This is a genomic window from Acidovorax sp. GW821-FHT11A03 (genome assembly GCF_058809075.1).
The window spans coordinates 104,894-120,345 of record NZ_JBXASG010000005.1 but is presented as its reverse complement, the minus strand read 5'-3'; the positions used below and the strand labels follow the sequence as shown (position 1 = coordinate 120,345).

Genomic DNA, 15,452 nt, shown 5'->3' with positions numbered 1-15,452 from the left:
AGCCACTTCCATGCAGCCCACATTCTTCGACCCCAACACATACGACGGCGTGCGCTACGAGCACTTCACGCAGGACATCGTGAACATCGCGATGTCGCGACCGGCCGTGCGCAACGCGCAGAACATGGAGATGACGTACGCGCTGAATGCAGCGTTCGACCGCGCCGCGCAGGATGACGCAGTGAAGGTCATCATCCTCTCAGGGGACGGCGATCACTTTTCGGCCGGCCATGACATGGGCGGCGACCACAACAGAACCTGGCGTGACTTCCGCACGGTGGGCACCTGGGCTGCATTCGACGGCCCGGGCGTCGAAGGCCTCTATGGAAGGGAAAAGGAGATCTACCTGGAGATGTGTGAACGCTGGCGCAACCTCGCCAAGCCGACGATCGCGGTGGTGCAAGGGTCTTGCGTGGCCGGCGGTCTCATGCTTGCCTGGTGCTGCGACATGATCGTCGCGGCTGACGATGCCCGGTTTCGCGATCCAACGCTCGAGTTTGGCGTCGCAGGCGTCGAGTTCTTCATGCATCCGTGGGAACTGGGTTCCCGCAAGGCAAAGGAATGGCTGATGACCGGTGACTGGCTGACCGCTCAAGATGCAAAGCAATGCGGGATGGTCAATCAGGTTTTCCCGGCGGGTGCGTTGATGGAAAGCGCGCTGAACCTCGCCAAGAAGATCGCCAACAAGGGGAGTTTCGTCCTCAAGGCAGTCAAGGAATCCGTGAACCATGCACAAGACGTCGGAGCGCGTCGCAATGCCATGATGCACGCATTCGGGCTGCACCAACTTTCGCACCACCACAACAAGCAGCAGTGGGGATTGCTGGTGGACCCTCAAGGAATCCATCCGGCTCTTCGCGAGAAAATCCGCGTCCGGTTCAATCTGCAGGCACTGCCTGGCACCGGCGACAACCGGAAATCCTGACCATTGAACGTGCCTTGAACTTGATCCCGACGCCCTGCCGCCGACGCAGGCGCCGGACCATCTGTTGCGAACGCAGCAATGGCCTCAAGGGCGAGGCGGTGGTGCTTTTCGTCCTTGGGGCCGTTCAGTTGCTGCATGCGCGCACCAAGCCAGTGGCCGCCATCTACTCCTGCAACGCTTGACTGGCTGGACGGCAGGACGGCACTGCGGCATGCCGTCTTCCTCGAGCCACCGGGGTAACTACCGGATGGGATCAATTGCGATTCACCGGGCGTGGCGGCTTTGTGTGGTGAGCACCTCCTCTAGCCCACTGTGGCGTAGGCGAGGTCCTTGGGGGTCTTCACCAATACCTCCGGTTCATCACCGACCACTACCGTGTCATCGAGCCTGAAACCGCCCAGGCCATACACATAGAGACCGGGCTCTGATGAGTACACCTCGTCGGCCAGCAGCGCACGCGTATTGAAAGCCATGTCCTCGGGGTACTCATGCAGCATCAGGCCCACGGCATGTCCCGTGCGATGGAACACGTGGTCGGCCAGTCCGGCCTTCTCGATCACCGCCAGCGCCGCAGCGTCCATGTCGCACACGCGCCTGCCCGGGCGCGCGGCGGCGACGGCGGCATCGGTCGCGGCGCGCGCGGTCTCGAAGCATTGCACCTGCTGCGCGCTCGGCGCGCCGCAGAACCAGGTGCGTTCGTTCTCCACGTAGTAGCCATTCAAGCGCGGCAGCACGAAGTTGACGATGGTGTCGCCCGGTGCAATGCGGGCGCCGCATGAAGCGCCATCGCCGTGCGGCGAGGCCGAAGCGGGGCCGGTCAACGTCCAGCACTTCATGATTTCGAAATCCTCGCCGGGGAACCGCCTCGCGGCTTCCTCTGCCATCAACGCGGCCACGGTGTGATCCACTACCTGGACCAGGGCGCCGGCCTTGTAGAGCTCGCGGTAGCGGTCCTGCGCCCAGTCCGTCAAACTGCCGAGTTCTCGCATGATCTGCAGTTCCTCGGCATGCTTGACCCATCGCAGCGCACGCATCTCGCCGTGGGAGGGGCGCACCACCAGCTCAGGCAAATGGCGCTGCGCCAGCGCCAGCACCGGGTGCGGGAGATCCACCGCTAGCCGCGCACCGGCCAAGCCGTTCGAGTGCAGCAGGCCGGCCACCACCTCGGGCAATTGCGCTGGCAAGGGCAGCCTGTTCGTGATGCGGGGGTGCTCGCTGTAGTAGTGAATGCGGTCAGCGTCCAGCCACAAGCTCTGCTTTTCCAGGCAAAAGCGCAGGTGGTGGGTGGAGAGTTCGTTCATCACCGCGAACGGTGCGCCGTGGCGCGGCACAAAAAGGAACACCGGGCGCTCCCAGGGCCAGACGTCAAGCTGGAAGTTGCTCGCATACTGAAAGAAATCCGCAGTGGTGAAAACCAACGCATCAACGCGCAAGCGGTCCATCAGGGCCTGCATGGCTTGCGTACGGGCGTCGCGCACGGTGGTGGTGAGGCGGGGCATGGCGTTCTTTTCCTTCTTCGGGTTGCTCGCTTATTGCGCGATGTCGAGTTTCTTGATGAATGGCCCCCAGGCTGCAGCGTCACGCTGCATCAGCCGCTCGACCTCGGAGGCAGGCGCCGAGATCGGCTCCAGCGTCTGCGCGGCCAGGCGCTCGCGCACCTCAGGGGTCTGGATCGCTTTGTTTATCTCAGTGTTGAGCCTCTGCACGATGGCCGGTGGCGTGCCTGTCTTGGCAACGATCGAGTACCAGCCCGGCACAGCTACGTCATAGCCAAGCTCCTTGAAGGTAGGCACATTTGGAAATGCATCCATGCGCTTGTCACCTGTCACGGCCAGCGCCACCAGCTTGCCGGTGCGCACCAGCTCCGTAATGCCGCCGGGCACGGTCGTCATGACCGGCGTGTCGCCAGCCATCAGGCTGGTGGTGGCGCCCGCGCCGTTGAACGGCACATGCTGTAGCTTCATGCCGCTGCGCTCGGCCACGAGTTCCATCGACAGATGGGTCGAGTTGCCGATGCCTGCCGATGCATAGCTGATCTGGCCCGGTGCTTCCTTGGCCTTTTTCACCAGCTCGGCAAAGCTGCGCACCTGCAGCGTGGGCGAGGCCAGCGTGACGAACTGCGTGTTGGCGAACACGGCCACCCCGGCAAAGTCGCGCGCAGGGTTGTAGCTCAGACGCTGATAGAGATAGGGATTCCAGGCCAGGTTGGACACCCCAGCGAGAAAAAGCGTGTAGCCGTCGGCCGGCTGTCCCACGGTGTAGCTCGCAGCAACACTGCCGTTTGCGCCGGGCCGGTTCTCCACCACCACGCTCTGGCCCAGGCCCTTGCCGAGCTGCTCGGCCAGGGTGCGCGCCAGCACGTCATTGCCCGATCCTGCGGCCTGGGGAACGATGAGCTTGATCGGCCGCGCGGGCCAGGTCTGCGACCACGCTGGCAGCGCCAGCAAAACGCCCAAGGCGACGAGCACTTTCAACCCCGGACGACGGTTCAACGGCTTCATCATCAGCCCCTTTCAAAGAGTATGTACCGCGTGGTACAGGTTGCAATGAACCGCATGGTACAGAAATCAAGGGAAAGCGCAAGTGCAAAAAAAAGCGCCCGAGCCAGAAGGCGCGGGCGCTAAGCAGAAGGCGGTTCGGGCGGCAGTCAGTCAGTCAGTCAGTCAGTCAGTCAGTCAGTCAGTCAGTCAGGATGAGGCGGCTGCGCGATGAGTTGGGCGAAGTACTTGAGGGCAGCAGTGGTCTCCTTGCGGTCCCCTGTCGCCAGCAGGTCCAGCATCAGGCCACGAAATGTCGCAAGCTGCAGCCTCGCACGCAGCCGGGCCTCTTTCGGGCGCAGACCCAGTTGGTGGATCATCTGGCGTTCCAGGGGTTCCAGCCAACTTGCTACTACGTCCTGTAGGAAATCCGCATGGCGCTCAGGGTTTCGCACTGCTCGGCCATAGAGCTCGAACAGCAGTTGCATCACGGGCAAGTAGCTCTCGGTCGAGAAGCGGTCCCATGCGCGCTCGATGTTGCCTGCCATGCCGAGGTCGTTGCCCAGGATCTCACGGCGCTTGGCCACCTCGTCGCGGCGGATTTCGTGTAGCACACGCTCCCAGAAATGATCGGCCGAACCAAAGTAGTAGATGAGCATGCGGTGGCTGGTACCAAGGTGCGGTGCGATGGCCCGCAATGACCAGTCCCCGAAGCCATGCGTCAGCACATGCTGACCCGCCGCAGCCAGCAACTGACGGGCTTGTTCGCCATCGCGCCTGGAAGGCGGTGTCGCGTTACTCCCGGAATCTTTGGGAGCTTTTCCGGGCTGTGCATTGGCAGTGTGCGAAGGGGGCGTCGTCATGCAGCGCATTTTCGCAGCACGATGGCCACTCTCCTCGTCCGAGTGTTCGCGTTCGCATGCGATCAACCTTGAACGGTGGACCTCCGCTATTGCAGGGAGGCCCAAGGCGCTGCCTGGTAGATTGCCCGTTGAGCGCATAAAGCTGTCGTATGTCAGATGGGGCACAAGCGGCTGCAACCAGCCTGAAGCAGCCCATCCGACTCCCCGCAGACCTTTGCGATCTTGGCCCCAAAAGCGCCTCAACCGAGGCGCTTGGCATTTCGCGACACGGAATTCTTCCGACGGACTTTATGGTTGGAATCAACCCGTATGCGGGCCAATGAAAGTCGATAACAAGACCCCATCATCCATGCGGCTTTTTCCATGGTTGATCAAATGGGTTGTTGTCCTAGAGTCGGAAACACCGCCGAGTTCACCTTCGCACTTGTGCGGCACGCAATCACAGCGGTCAGAGTTCCACCAGGAATGCGGCAAGGAAGCAAGGATTCGCGCACCGGCACGGACAGGTGGCGCCTTACCTGATATGGAGCCGATCGACGAGATAGGCTACGCCATCTGTGGTGTACGTCTCGACCACCCGGCGGAGCCTGGACTCGGGCTCGAAAGCTTCATGAGCCTTCGCGACACTGGCGAGCCAAGCGGAAATGACCCCTGTGGGAGGTACAGGCTCCGCCCAGAGTCTCTCGCGCCGTGCCGTCGACACCGTCCAGTTCAGCACCGAACGCATCCCTGAAGCCTTATCCAGGTCTTGCAGTTCAGACCACAACGCATTGCGCGTCTCTGGCTGCGCATGGAACGGAATGAGCACCTTGGTGCATTGCTCTTGAGGTTCGTCGCCCTGCTCCTCCACAACGCACAACGTCCAACCCCTGAGGAATTGCGGCTCGTCGGCCGGAATGAACTTGGCCCCTACAACTGACGCTTGGGCCTGCCGCATGGCCTCGGCGTCGGAGAAAGACAGTTCGACGACACCATCCACGGTGAAGGCCGGCTCACCATCGCTCGCCCACAAAACCTTGTCCACCCGGTTGTGCGTGTATTTGACAATTCCATTCATCCCGAGTGCAAGCTGCGCATGAGGCCCCGCCCAATATGCACGGAAGTCACTCGTGGCCATACCTTCCCTCTTGGCCAGAAGCGTCATACGTTTCATCATCTGAAGCCCTTACCGTCAGAGAATTTGCCGCTCGGCCACCACAAACGCCGTGATTTCAGACAGAAAAGTCTTGGCATGAGCCATTGTTTCCTTGCCAGCGTCTGAACCGAACGCTGCACCAAGCGTCTCCGCGTCCTTGAACCAAAGCTCGACGATCCCGTCGATAGGAAGATCGCTGTAGGCACAGGGGCGTCCTTTCACTCGTTCCCGTCCAGTGATCACATTCTGGCGGTAGGCGCTGACGCCAGACATCTTGCGAACCAGGTCGCCGTGAGTCTTCCATTCTCGACGGAACTCCTCTTCGCTCAGGGTCGGCAGACGCTTGATGACCGACATGCGCTTTAGGAGTTGGGAGCGCTCTTTCTGTGTAGGCACCGGAATGACCACGGACTGCTCGGCGGTCACGATGTGCAAGTCACCAAGGAAATACTGCTCGTCCTGGATGAGGTCGTTCGCCAAATCGCTATCGCTGAAAGCTCGGTCAGACTGCTTTGCGTCGTCAAAAGACAGTTGCGAAAATCCATCGAAATCCCATGGCCCCCTCGCGAAGTCAATACCTCGCTGCAGTCGATCCACGACGGGGTTTTGCCAATACTCGCGCAAATTGGGCAACTGACTGGCGAGCGCTCCATGGCTATCGCGCCAATATGAATTGAAATCCTCAAAAGTCCAGTCGACTTTTTTTCGGATGAGTCCCATGCGTACCGTCATATGCGTGTCCTTCCCTTTTATGTCAGCTCTGCTGCTCGGCAGCCTCCGCACGTGCTCGCGCCAAGCCGGGTGCACGTTTTGCCAGCCATATGCCATGGCGAATGGGCCAGCGCTGGTAGTTCGAATCCAAACCCAATGCACCCGCCGCGTGGTGAGCCCAGTACGGATCGAACAAGGCCTCTCGACCCAAAGCGATCAGATCAGCCTTGCCTTCTTGAAGTACGGCCTCTGCCTGAACCGCATCGACGATCATTCCAACCGCCTGCGTGGGCACATTGGCGCCATGCCGAATGCGTTCAGAGAACGGCACCTGAAAGCCCAGTCCACGTGGCACCGGAAGTGCGCGCGTTTCCTCAGTCAACCCGCCCGATGAGCAGTCGATGACGTCCACGCCGACTTTGACCAACTCGCGTGCGAGGACAACCGAATCCTCCAAGCTCCACCCGTCAACGCTGCCATCCACTGCGGACAGCCTGCAGAAGAGAGGCTTGCTGGCAGGCCAGACAGCCCGCACTCGGGTTGCCAGTTCGACCGCAAGTCTCATGCGGCCATCGAGGCTGCGGCCCCACTCATCGTCTCGGTGGTTTGAGTTCGGGGACAGAAAGCTGGCGACTAGATAGCCGTGACCGAAGTGCACCTCCACGACGTCAAAGCCCACCTTTTCCGCCCGCACTGTTGCATCGACGAAGCGTTGAATCGCGTCCTCAATCTCCTGAGCATCCATAGCTCGGGGCGGGGACCAACCTGGACCTGCAGCGAGCGCGCTGGGGCCGAGCCGCTGCCAAGGCTCTGTGTCGGCTTGCATTTCCGTGTCACTCAATGCCGCACCTCCCTCCCACAGCGGCTGGCTACCCGACTTTCTGCCCGCGTGAGCCAGCTGGACGCCAATTGCACAGTCGTTTGCGTGCACGAAATCGACCACTGCCTTCAGCGGCTCGATTTGGCTGTCATCCCACAAACCCAAATCCGCGGTTCCAATACGGCCACGCGGGTCGACAGCAGTACTTTCCGTCAAGATGAGACCTGCGCCACCGAGTGCGAACTTCCCGAGGTGAACCATATGCCAGGAAGTGGCCCGCCCCGCTTCGGCGGCATGCTGGCACATCGGAGATATGACAACGCGATTCTTCAGCTGCAGCTCTCGAAGCCTCAAAGGCTGAAACAACAGCGGCTCATGGATAGTCATGATGAAATTTGAAAGGCTTAAGAGTTCGATGAAGGCGGCACTGGCGGTCTAGTGCCGAGGAAAGTGCCGGCCATGACTGCGAAAAAGCCCACGAGGTGCCACGTAGTCAAACGCTCGTCCAGCAACATCGCAGCAAAGAGCACGCCGAAAACAGGAACCCAGTAGAGGAAGACCGCTGTGCGTGCTACACCAATAGAGGCAATGGCGCGGTTCCAAAGCAGATTACTCAAGGCCGTGGCCATCACCCCGGAGAACAAGATCAGCGCCCATTGCCACCATCCAGGGAAGATCGCCTCAGGGGCCAAGGAAGGACTTCTGATTGCCGCCTGCAGCACTAGCATCAAAGTACCAACGAGGTAAATGGACCAGCTGATGGTCAAGGGATGTAAAGAGCGGGCAAGGCGCTGCACCAGCGCCCCCCCGGCCGCAAAGCTCACCACCCCCGCCACCAGCATCAGATCGCCAATGCTCGCACTAGACAGTCCGGCGCCGGGGTGACTAAGCACTACAGCAGAAACACCGCCAAAGCCCAAAGCAACACCGAGCAGACGTTGCGGGGTCAGGCGCTCACGGAACATGATCGCGGCAAGCACTGCAGACACCAAGGGGCTGAGAGCCATGATGAGAGCGCCGTTCGTCGCAGTAGACCGCTGCAACCCCTCTGCGAAGAGCAGTTGATTCAGGTAGACCATCAGTACGCCGCACCCAACCAGGGTACGAACTTGCTTCCAATCCAGGCCGGTAACTATCTGGCGTTTCCAGACCAGAATTCCTGACAAGACAGCTAGCGCCACAACCATCCGCAAGGCTGCGAGCATGGAAGTTTCGAAGCTGAGGGTCAGCTGCTTCACCACGGTGACATTGAGCCCCCAGATCGCCATCGCGGCGATGAGGGTCACCTGCACCCCAAGTGCCCGGCGACTCACAGTGCGCGGACTTTCAGGATGCATGGGTTCCGCGCTTCTTCATGACGCCGCGACCGTGCCAGCGCAATCCCCAAACCCAATGCGCACCGCACCTTCGGCTTCGCACCACCCGCGCAGGATCAGCGTATCTCCATCTTCAAGGAAGCTGCGGACCTCTCCGTTGGGTAGTTTGACCGGGTGCTTTCCACTTGTCGTCAGCTCCATCAACGAGCCCGCCTCACTCGGATCTGGGCCAGACAGGGTCCCAGACCCCAACAAGTCGCCAGCCTGCAAGTTGCACCCATTTACAGTGTGGTGCGCTACCAATTGCGCGGGGGTCCAGTACGCCGCTCGACTGGAATTGGTTCTTGAAAGGGGCGCAGGGCCCTCGCCCGCGTCGCGCATCGTTTGGGTCTGCAGAAGAACCTCAAGAGATATTGAGAATGCTCCCCTTTTGCGATTACCGTCACCGTCAAGGTACGGGAGGGGTTGCGGGTCTTCGGGGGGCCGCTCGAACGCTACGCGAAAGGGAGCCAATGCCTCCATGGTCACCATCCAAGGGGACAAGGTACTTGCAAAATTCTTGGAGAGGAAGGGGCCCAGAGGCTGATATTCCCAGCCTTGGATATCACGCGCGGACCAATCGTTGAACAGGGCCACTCCAAAGAGATGAGACTCAGCATCTCCAATCTCGATGGACTCTCCCTGCTGATTGCCTGCCCCTACGAGCCAACCCAGCTCCAGCTCATAGTCCAGGCGCCTGGACGGCCCCAAACCAGGTACAGACATGTCGGGAGCCTTGATCTGGCCACGGGGCCGCTTGAAGGTGACGCCGCTTACACCGATCGAAGATGCGCGGCCGTGATACCCAATGGGTACCCATTTGTAGTTGGGCAGCAATGGGTTGTCTGGACGGAACTGCTTGCCCACCGTGGTCGCGTGGTGAACACTCGTGTAAAAGTCGGTGTAGTCGCCCACACGGCAAGGCACTGTGTACTCGCATTCAACCTGCGGCACCAGGGCGCCCAACCAGGTCGCACGTTCAGGACTTCCGTCACGCAAGCCTTCGGAAATCTTGTGACGCAGGGCCCGTCGATCGCTCGTCGAAGCGCCCATGACGAGGTTCATGTCGTCGGTGTCAATCAAACCAGCGGCCCGAAGATCCAAGACCTGATCACCAATGGCCACGCCGATCTTCCAGTCGCCCTGACTATCCACTCGCTTGAATCGCCCGAAAGGCAAGTTCTGCACTGGGAAATCGCAGCCTGCAAGATTGGCTGAATCGACCCAGCTCTTTAGCTTCGGGTCGTGGGTAGCGTCGATGTCATACATAGTCTCTCAACTCCTTCCGGCAGGCTTGAACTGATCCTTGAGACCCGCCCAGCAGTCGGCATAGTGATGATCCAAAGGCGCCTTGCTGAGTGCGAAGGCTGAAGGAATGAAGCGATACCGGCTTTCAAACATGAACGCCAGGGTGTTGTCCAGCTTCTGTGGTGTCAGCTCCACGCTTGAGGCCTTTTCAAAGGCCTCTTCATCAGGGCCGTGCGGCACCATCGCGTTGTGAAGGCTGGCACCGCCAGGTTTGAACCCACCAGGCTTTGCGTCGTACTCGCCGTAGACCAGGCCCATGAACTCGCTCATCAGGTTGCGGTGGTACCAAGGCGGTCGAAAGGTGTCTTCCATGACGAGCCATCGCGGCGGGAATATCACGAAGTCGCAGTTCGCCGTGCCAGGCGTATCGCTGGGCGAAGTAAGCACCGTGAAGATGGACGGATCTGGGTGGTCGAAGCTGATGGAACCGATGGTCATGAAGTTGGCCGTGTCGTACTTCACCGGCGCCAAGTTTCCATGCCACGCCACAACGTTAAATGGCGAACCCTTCGCAGGTGCAATCCAGAAGTGCCCACCAAATTTCTTTATCAGCTCGCAAGAACCTGTTTGCTCTTCGAAGGCAGCAACAGGAGCCAGAAAATCTCGCGCATTCGCAAGCCCGTTCGACCCAATGGGCCCCAGTTCAGGCAAGCGAAACTGCGCACCATAGTTCTCGCACACATACCCCCGCGATGGTCCATCCGGCACTGCAACTTTGAAGACCAAGCCACGAGGCAAGACTGCAATCTCCCCGGGCCTGAGATCCAGGACGCCCAATTCGGTCGTGATGACCAACCGCCCTTGCTGGGGGACGATGAGCAATTCACCATCCGCATTGACAAATGCGCGCCTGTCCATGGACTTGTTCGCCAGGTACACCAAAGAACCAACACCCGCTTGCGCATCCGCGTCGCCATTGGCTGCCAGGGTTCGCATTCCATCAACGAAGTCGATTTCCACGCCCTCCTCGAAAGGAATGGGATGCCAGCGCATTGGCTCTGGTGCGAGGAGCGTTCCGCGATCGCCACCCGTGGTCCACAACGGTTGGTGGTATGCCTTGTAGCGCCCCGCCACCACCGAGGGCTGGCGTCGGTACATCCATGTACGGCGGTTTTCATGCCTCGGCGCAGTGAACGCAGTTCCAGAAATAAGCTCGGGATACAGGTCAAACGGAGCCCTTTGCGGGCTATTGCGCCCCTGAGGCAGCGCGCCAGGCACGGCCTCCGTGGCATGCTCGTTGCCGAAGCCACTTTGATAGCGGCGTTCCGAATTCAAGTGGTCAATCACGCTTTGCTCCTTGACAGGTATTGCGGGCCGGCAAATCCCCAGAATGCAGGGACGGACCGACCCGTCCGCACCGTCCCAAAGGTCGGTCCGAGCCGAGATAGCAGATGGTTGGGGACTGAAGGAGAAACCTCAGCCTTCCAGCGTCTTCCACATTTCGATGTCGCGCTCTGCAGTCCAGATGCGTGGATCAGCGTATTGAGTCGCCTCGTCGTAGCAACGGGTTACATCGAACGGCATGCAGTGGTCAAAGATGACCCAGTGACCATATTTGGGCTTCAGCGCTGCGAATGTCTCCTTGTAGATCGTGTTCAGATCCTTGCCAGCAGAGACGCCCTTTTGCACATTCGCATACACGTCGGCAATGAATTCACCTGTCTCTGAAAGACCTTTGGCGACCTCTTCAGGAGTGGTCAGAGCCACTCCGCGTCCTGGCACCAACGCCTTTGGATTGAGGGCAGCAAGATTTTTCAGGGTTTGCGGCCAGTCCTTGAAGTAGGCGTCGCCCGCATAGGGTGTGGCGCCGAACTCGACCAGATCGCCAGACAGCAGAGCACCCTCACCAGGCAGCCACACGACGGTATCGCCTTTGGTGTGACCACGGCCGAGTTGCAACAACTGGACTTCCACCTTGCCAAGCCACAGCGTCATTTTTCCGGTGAAAGTCATCGTGGGCCAAGTCATGCCAGGGGGTACGGTCTCAACTCCCGCGAAGAGACGAGGGAAGCGACCAATTTCGCTGGCCTTGTCCTGCTCGCCACGCTCAACGATCAAATCGTAGGTGTCCTGGCTCGCAAGGATGTGATCTGCGCCGTATGCACTGGCACCGAGCACGCGCACAGCGTGGTAGTGCGTCAGAACGACGTATTTGATCGGCTTGTCGGTCACCTCGCGAATACGGCGGATGACGTCTTGCGCCATGGCCGGCGTGGCCTGTGTATCAGCCACGAGCACTGCGTCGTCGCCAATGATGATGCCGGTGTTTGGATCGCCTTCTGCGGTGTAGGCCCACGCGTGTTCGGATATCTGGCTAAAGGTGACCTTCTTCTCTTCAAGGTCGGCTTGCGAGGCAAACTTCTTGGTTTCTTGGGTCATGGGATATTCCTTCTGAAATAGATTGATGACGGTCAATGTGAGCCGAGGTACGCGGCCTTGACCTTGGGATCGTTAAGGAGTGCACTACCAGTCCCCTCCAAAGTGATGTGGCCAGTCTCGAGCACGTAGGCACGATCTGCGACACCGAGAGCCTGCTTGGCCATCTGCTCAACCAGCAGGATCGTCAGACCCGACTCGCGCAGCTGGCGGATGGCATTGAAGATGTCTTTGATGATCAAAGGCGCCAATCCGAGAGACGGCTCGTCCAGCAACAGGAGCCGTGGCTCACTCATCAGCGCACGCGAGATCGCCAACATCTGCTGTTCACCGCCCGACATGGTTCCGGACAACTGGTTCTGACGCTCACGCAATCTTGGGAAGCGGTTGAACTCTCGCTCGATCGCCGCTTCAATCGCTGCTGGATTGCGCCGGCGGGAGTAGCCGCCCAACATCAGGTTCTCGCGAACTGTCTGGTCGGCAAAGACACCTCTGCCCTCGGGCGACATGGCTACCCCCAGCGCGACGCGCTCGTGTGCTCTGACTTTCGCGACGTCCTTCCCATCAATCTGTATGCTGCCTTCGGCAACGGGTTCCAGCCCGCAGATGCTTTTGAGAAGAGTGCTTTTACCCGCGCCATTCGCACCGATGATGGTGACCACTTCGCCCTCCCGCACTTCCAAGCTCACGCCTTTGACGGCCTGGATCGCGCCATAGGCGACCTTCACTGAATCGAGTTTCAACATAGGGTGCTTTCCAGATCAGGGGGCGACAAGAGCGTCCGCCGGTTCGTCAACGCCTAGGTAGGCCTCGACGACACGGGGGTTGGCTTGCACTTCAGAGGGCTTTCCCTCTGCGATCTTGATCCCGTAGTCCAACACGATCACGTGGTCGGAGATCGACATGACGAGATCCATGTGGTGCTCGACCATCAAGATGGTCACACCGCACTTGCCAATACGGACAAGAAGATCGCCCAACTCCGCTGTCTCTTGTGGATTGAGACCTGCAGCTGGCTCGTCAAGCAACAGCAGTTGAGGCTCAGTGGCTAGCGCCCGTGCCAGCTCGACACGGCGCTGAAGGCCATAGGGGAGGCTGCCGGCCGGTTGATAGGCCAGATGCAGCAGACCGACCAAATCCAGCAGTTGCAAGGCGCGGGCACGGGTGGCGGCTTCCTGCTTTCTAGCGCTGGGTAGCGCAAACAAGGATGCGAGAAACCCATTCGTCATGCGCGTATGGCGGCCCAGCATGACATTGTCCAGAACCGACAGATCTGCAAACAGCCGCAGGTTTTGGAAGGTGCGCCCCATCCCCATACGACAGATCGCATGCACCGGTCGGCTCGATACCTCTTGGCCAAGAAACTTGATCGAGCCTTCACTTGGATCCAGAAGACCCGTGAGCATGTTGATCATCGTGCTCTTACCCGCACCGTTGGGTCCGATCAGCGCGTGGATATGCCCACGCTGAAGTCGGAAAGACACGTTTTGAGCAGGCCGTACTCCACCGAAGTTTTTGGTGACACCTTGGGCCACCAGCAACTCGCCCTCTCCCTGCGGACCAATGCGCGTCGGAGCTGCGGATTTGATAGGCATGCCAGGGGCAGCCGCCGGCCGGCGGAACCACTTCGAAAGAAGCCCCATGACCCCTCCCGGCATGATGTAGAGCGCAAACAGCAGCAGAAATCCATAGAGAAAGTGCTGGGCTGACGGCCAACGGGCCAGAGCAGCGTCGATCACAGTCAGAACCACTGTTCCAACCAAAGGGCCGTACTGCGAGCCGGCACCACCAAACAGCACCAACAGCAGAATAAAGATCGACAGATGGAATGTGATGAAGTCGGAGTTGATGTACTGGTTCTGTTGTGCCACCAGCGCGCCAGCAATGCCACAGGTAACTGCCGCAACCACAAAGGCTATGACCTTGGCTCGATAGACACGGACGCCCACCGAAGATGAAGCGATCTCATCGGCTTGCAGTGAGAGCAGCGCCCGGCCAAAACGGCCCTGCAAAAGATTGCGCAGCAGCAGATGCGTCACCGCGCACAGGGCGATGCCCAGCCACACCCATTGCAGGGACGTAAGGGGCTGTCCGTTCCAGGTCAGTGGCTTGATGCCGTAGATACCCTGGGCGCCCCCAAAAACGTCAGTCCATTCTCCGACGAGCTTTTCAACAACGATGCCGAACGCCAGCGTCACCATCGCGAGATAGGGTCCTTTGACCCGCAAGGACGGCAGCGCGATCAGCACGCCGCAGATGCCGGAGACAACAGCTGCCAACGACAGCGCGAACCACGGGTTGATCTCCGTGCGCGTTGTGATCAACGCCACCGCATATGCCCCGGCTGCGAACAGGCCAGCCTGGCCCAGTGACTTCTGCCCTGCATAGCCCACAAGCACGTTCATGCCTGCAGCACAGAGGTAATACACGCACATCATGAAAACGATGCGCAGGTAGTAGTCATTTCCCAGAAAGGAAACCAGGCCTGCGAGAACAGCGACGGCAAGCATGACCCCGAAAAGATGTTGGCCGCGCTTCATACCTTCTCCACCATCTGCTTGCCAAAAAGACCGGTCGGCCGGAACGCAAGAACAAGAATGACAAGGGCAAAAACAGCGACCTCGCGCCACTGCGCCGACCACAGGTTCACCAGGGACTCAAGGACGCCGAGAACGAACCCGCCAATCACACAACCACGTGGATTGCTCAACCCGCCGATCATGGCGCCGGAGAATCCCTTCAGCCCCACGGTGAGGCCCATGAAAAGGGATGCCTGCGCAATAGGAGCGAGAAGGAAGCCCGAAAGGCCAGCCAGCGCAGAACTGACAACGAAAGCGCCAATCATCACTGCGTTGGTATTGATGCCCATGAGGCTCGCGACGTTGCCGTTAGCCGCAACAGCCCGCATGGCCTTGCCCACCATCGTTCGGTTCATCACAAAGTCGAAGCCAATCATGATGACAACGGCGACCCCCAACGTGAGCAGCTCCTGCGGTCGCACACCGACTCCCATGAGACGTATGACAGTGTCGCCCACCGGTCCCGGGACGACCACCGGCTTGGGGCCCCAAATGGCCAAGCCGATACTCTGGAGGATGACGCCAAAGCCCAGGGTGCTCATGACCCATGCCATGCCAGGCCGCCCAGCGAAAGGGCGTACGCCAATCACGTAGAGGAGCCATCCCAAAAAGCCCATCACTCCGAGGGCTGCAACAAGCGCCAGCAGCTGGGCACCGGCACCAGGCTGGGCCTGGCCGAACGTAGTGGAAGTCACAGGAAGACCGAGGACGAGGAAGAGCGCGCTCATGCCGATGAATGCACCCGCGGACACGAATTCCCCATGGGAGAAATTCAAGGTCTTGGTGGTTGTAAATGTGATGCTGAAACCCAGGGCTACCAGGGCGTAGGCACCGCCCACGGCCAAGCCACTGAGAATCGCCTGCAAGAGCGCCTCTGTCATTGTTATCTCCGAGATGATTTCC

At 59.8% G+C, this 15,452-nt stretch carries 14 protein-coding genes; 1 reads left to right on the top strand and 13 read right to left on the bottom strand.

The window, feature by feature from the left end; genetic code table 11:
* The first annotated feature begins 10 nt into the window (after nt 1–10).
* Entirely contained in the window at nt 11–925 is a 915-nt protein-coding gene (locus AC1RVY_RS13810) for an enoyl-CoA hydratase (protein ID WP_492806861.1), read from the top strand.
* Between the two features lie 302 nt (nt 926–1,227).
* Here AC1RVY_RS13810 and AC1RVY_RS13805 read toward each other — a convergent pair whose 3' ends face one another.
* From AC1RVY_RS13805 to AC1RVY_RS13745, 13 genes are all read right to left on the bottom strand, one after another.
* Nucleotides 1,228–2,424, bottom strand: a complete 1,197-nt coding sequence (locus AC1RVY_RS13805) for a M24 family metallopeptidase (RefSeq protein ID WP_369643424.1) — start codon at nt 2,422–2,424, stop codon at nt 1,228–1,230.
* Between the two features lie 30 nt (nt 2,425–2,454).
* Nucleotides 2,455–3,426 carry a Bug family tripartite tricarboxylate transporter substrate binding protein gene (locus tag AC1RVY_RS13800; RefSeq protein WP_492806860.1) on the bottom strand — a complete coding sequence of 324 codons (972 nt, stop codon included), beginning with the start codon at nt 3,424–3,426 and terminating at the stop codon, nt 2,455–2,457.
* 182 nt (nt 3,427–3,608) lie between these two features.
* Nucleotides 3,609–4,061 (bottom strand): TetR/AcrR family transcriptional regulator, encoded by a 453-nt coding sequence (locus tag AC1RVY_RS13795; RefSeq protein ID WP_255594777.1) that lies wholly within the window; start codon nt 4,059–4,061, stop codon nt 3,609–3,611.
* Between the two features lie 718 nt (nt 4,062–4,779).
* Nucleotides 4,780–5,421, bottom strand: a complete 642-nt coding sequence (locus tag AC1RVY_RS13790) for an EthD domain-containing protein (protein WP_369643427.1) — start codon at nt 5,419–5,421, stop codon at nt 4,780–4,782.
* Nucleotides 5,422–5,436: 15 nt separating this feature from the next.
* Complete coding sequence (locus AC1RVY_RS13785) at nt 5,437–6,132, bottom strand: EthD domain-containing protein (RefSeq protein WP_218296209.1); 696 nt, start codon at nt 6,130–6,132, stop codon at nt 5,437–5,439.
* Between the two features lie 22 nt (nt 6,133–6,154).
* The gene (locus AC1RVY_RS13780; protein WP_492806859.1) at nt 6,155–7,318 is read right to left on the bottom strand and encodes an NADH:flavin oxidoreductase/NADH oxidase; all 1,164 of its coding nucleotides are present in this window, start codon (nt 7,316–7,318) and stop codon (nt 6,155–6,157) included.
* 17 nt (nt 7,319–7,335) lie between these two features.
* Complete coding sequence (locus AC1RVY_RS13775; protein WP_255591052.1) at nt 7,336–8,268, bottom strand: DMT family transporter; 933 nt, start codon at nt 8,266–8,268, stop codon at nt 7,336–7,338.
* A gap of 15 nt (nt 8,269–8,283) precedes the next feature.
* A complete protein-coding gene (gene fahA / locus AC1RVY_RS13770; RefSeq protein ID WP_492806858.1) occupies nt 8,284–9,555 on the bottom strand; it encodes a fumarylacetoacetase in 1,272 nt (423 codons plus the stop codon).
* A gap of 6 nt (nt 9,556–9,561) precedes the next feature.
* On the bottom strand, nt 9,562–10,881 hold the full coding sequence (gene hmgA, locus AC1RVY_RS13765) for a homogentisate 1,2-dioxygenase (RefSeq protein ID WP_492244644.1): 1,320 nt from the start codon (nt 10,879–10,881) through the stop codon (nt 9,562–9,564).
* A gap of 129 nt (nt 10,882–11,010) precedes the next feature.
* Entirely contained in the window at nt 11,011–11,973 is a 963-nt protein-coding gene (locus AC1RVY_RS13760; RefSeq protein ID WP_492806857.1) for an MBL fold metallo-hydrolase, read from the bottom strand.
* A 32-nt stretch (nt 11,974–12,005) separates the two neighbouring features.
* Nucleotides 12,006–12,716: an ABC transporter ATP-binding protein gene (locus tag AC1RVY_RS13755; RefSeq protein ID WP_369643433.1), complete on the bottom strand. Its 711-nt coding sequence runs from the start codon at nt 12,714–12,716 to the stop codon at nt 12,006–12,008.
* A 15-nt stretch (nt 12,717–12,731) separates the two neighbouring features.
* Nucleotides 12,732–14,510 carry a branched-chain amino acid ABC transporter ATP-binding protein/permease gene (locus tag AC1RVY_RS13750; RefSeq protein ID WP_492806856.1) on the bottom strand — a complete coding sequence of 593 codons (1,779 nt, stop codon included), beginning with the start codon at nt 14,508–14,510 and terminating at the stop codon, nt 12,732–12,734.
* Entirely contained in the window at nt 14,507–15,430 is a 924-nt protein-coding gene (locus AC1RVY_RS13745; protein ID WP_218296215.1) for a branched-chain amino acid ABC transporter permease, read from the bottom strand. Before AC1RVY_RS13745 ends, AC1RVY_RS13750 begins: the two co-directional genes overlap by 4 nt.
* Between the last annotated feature and the right edge of the window lie 22 nt (nt 15,431–15,452).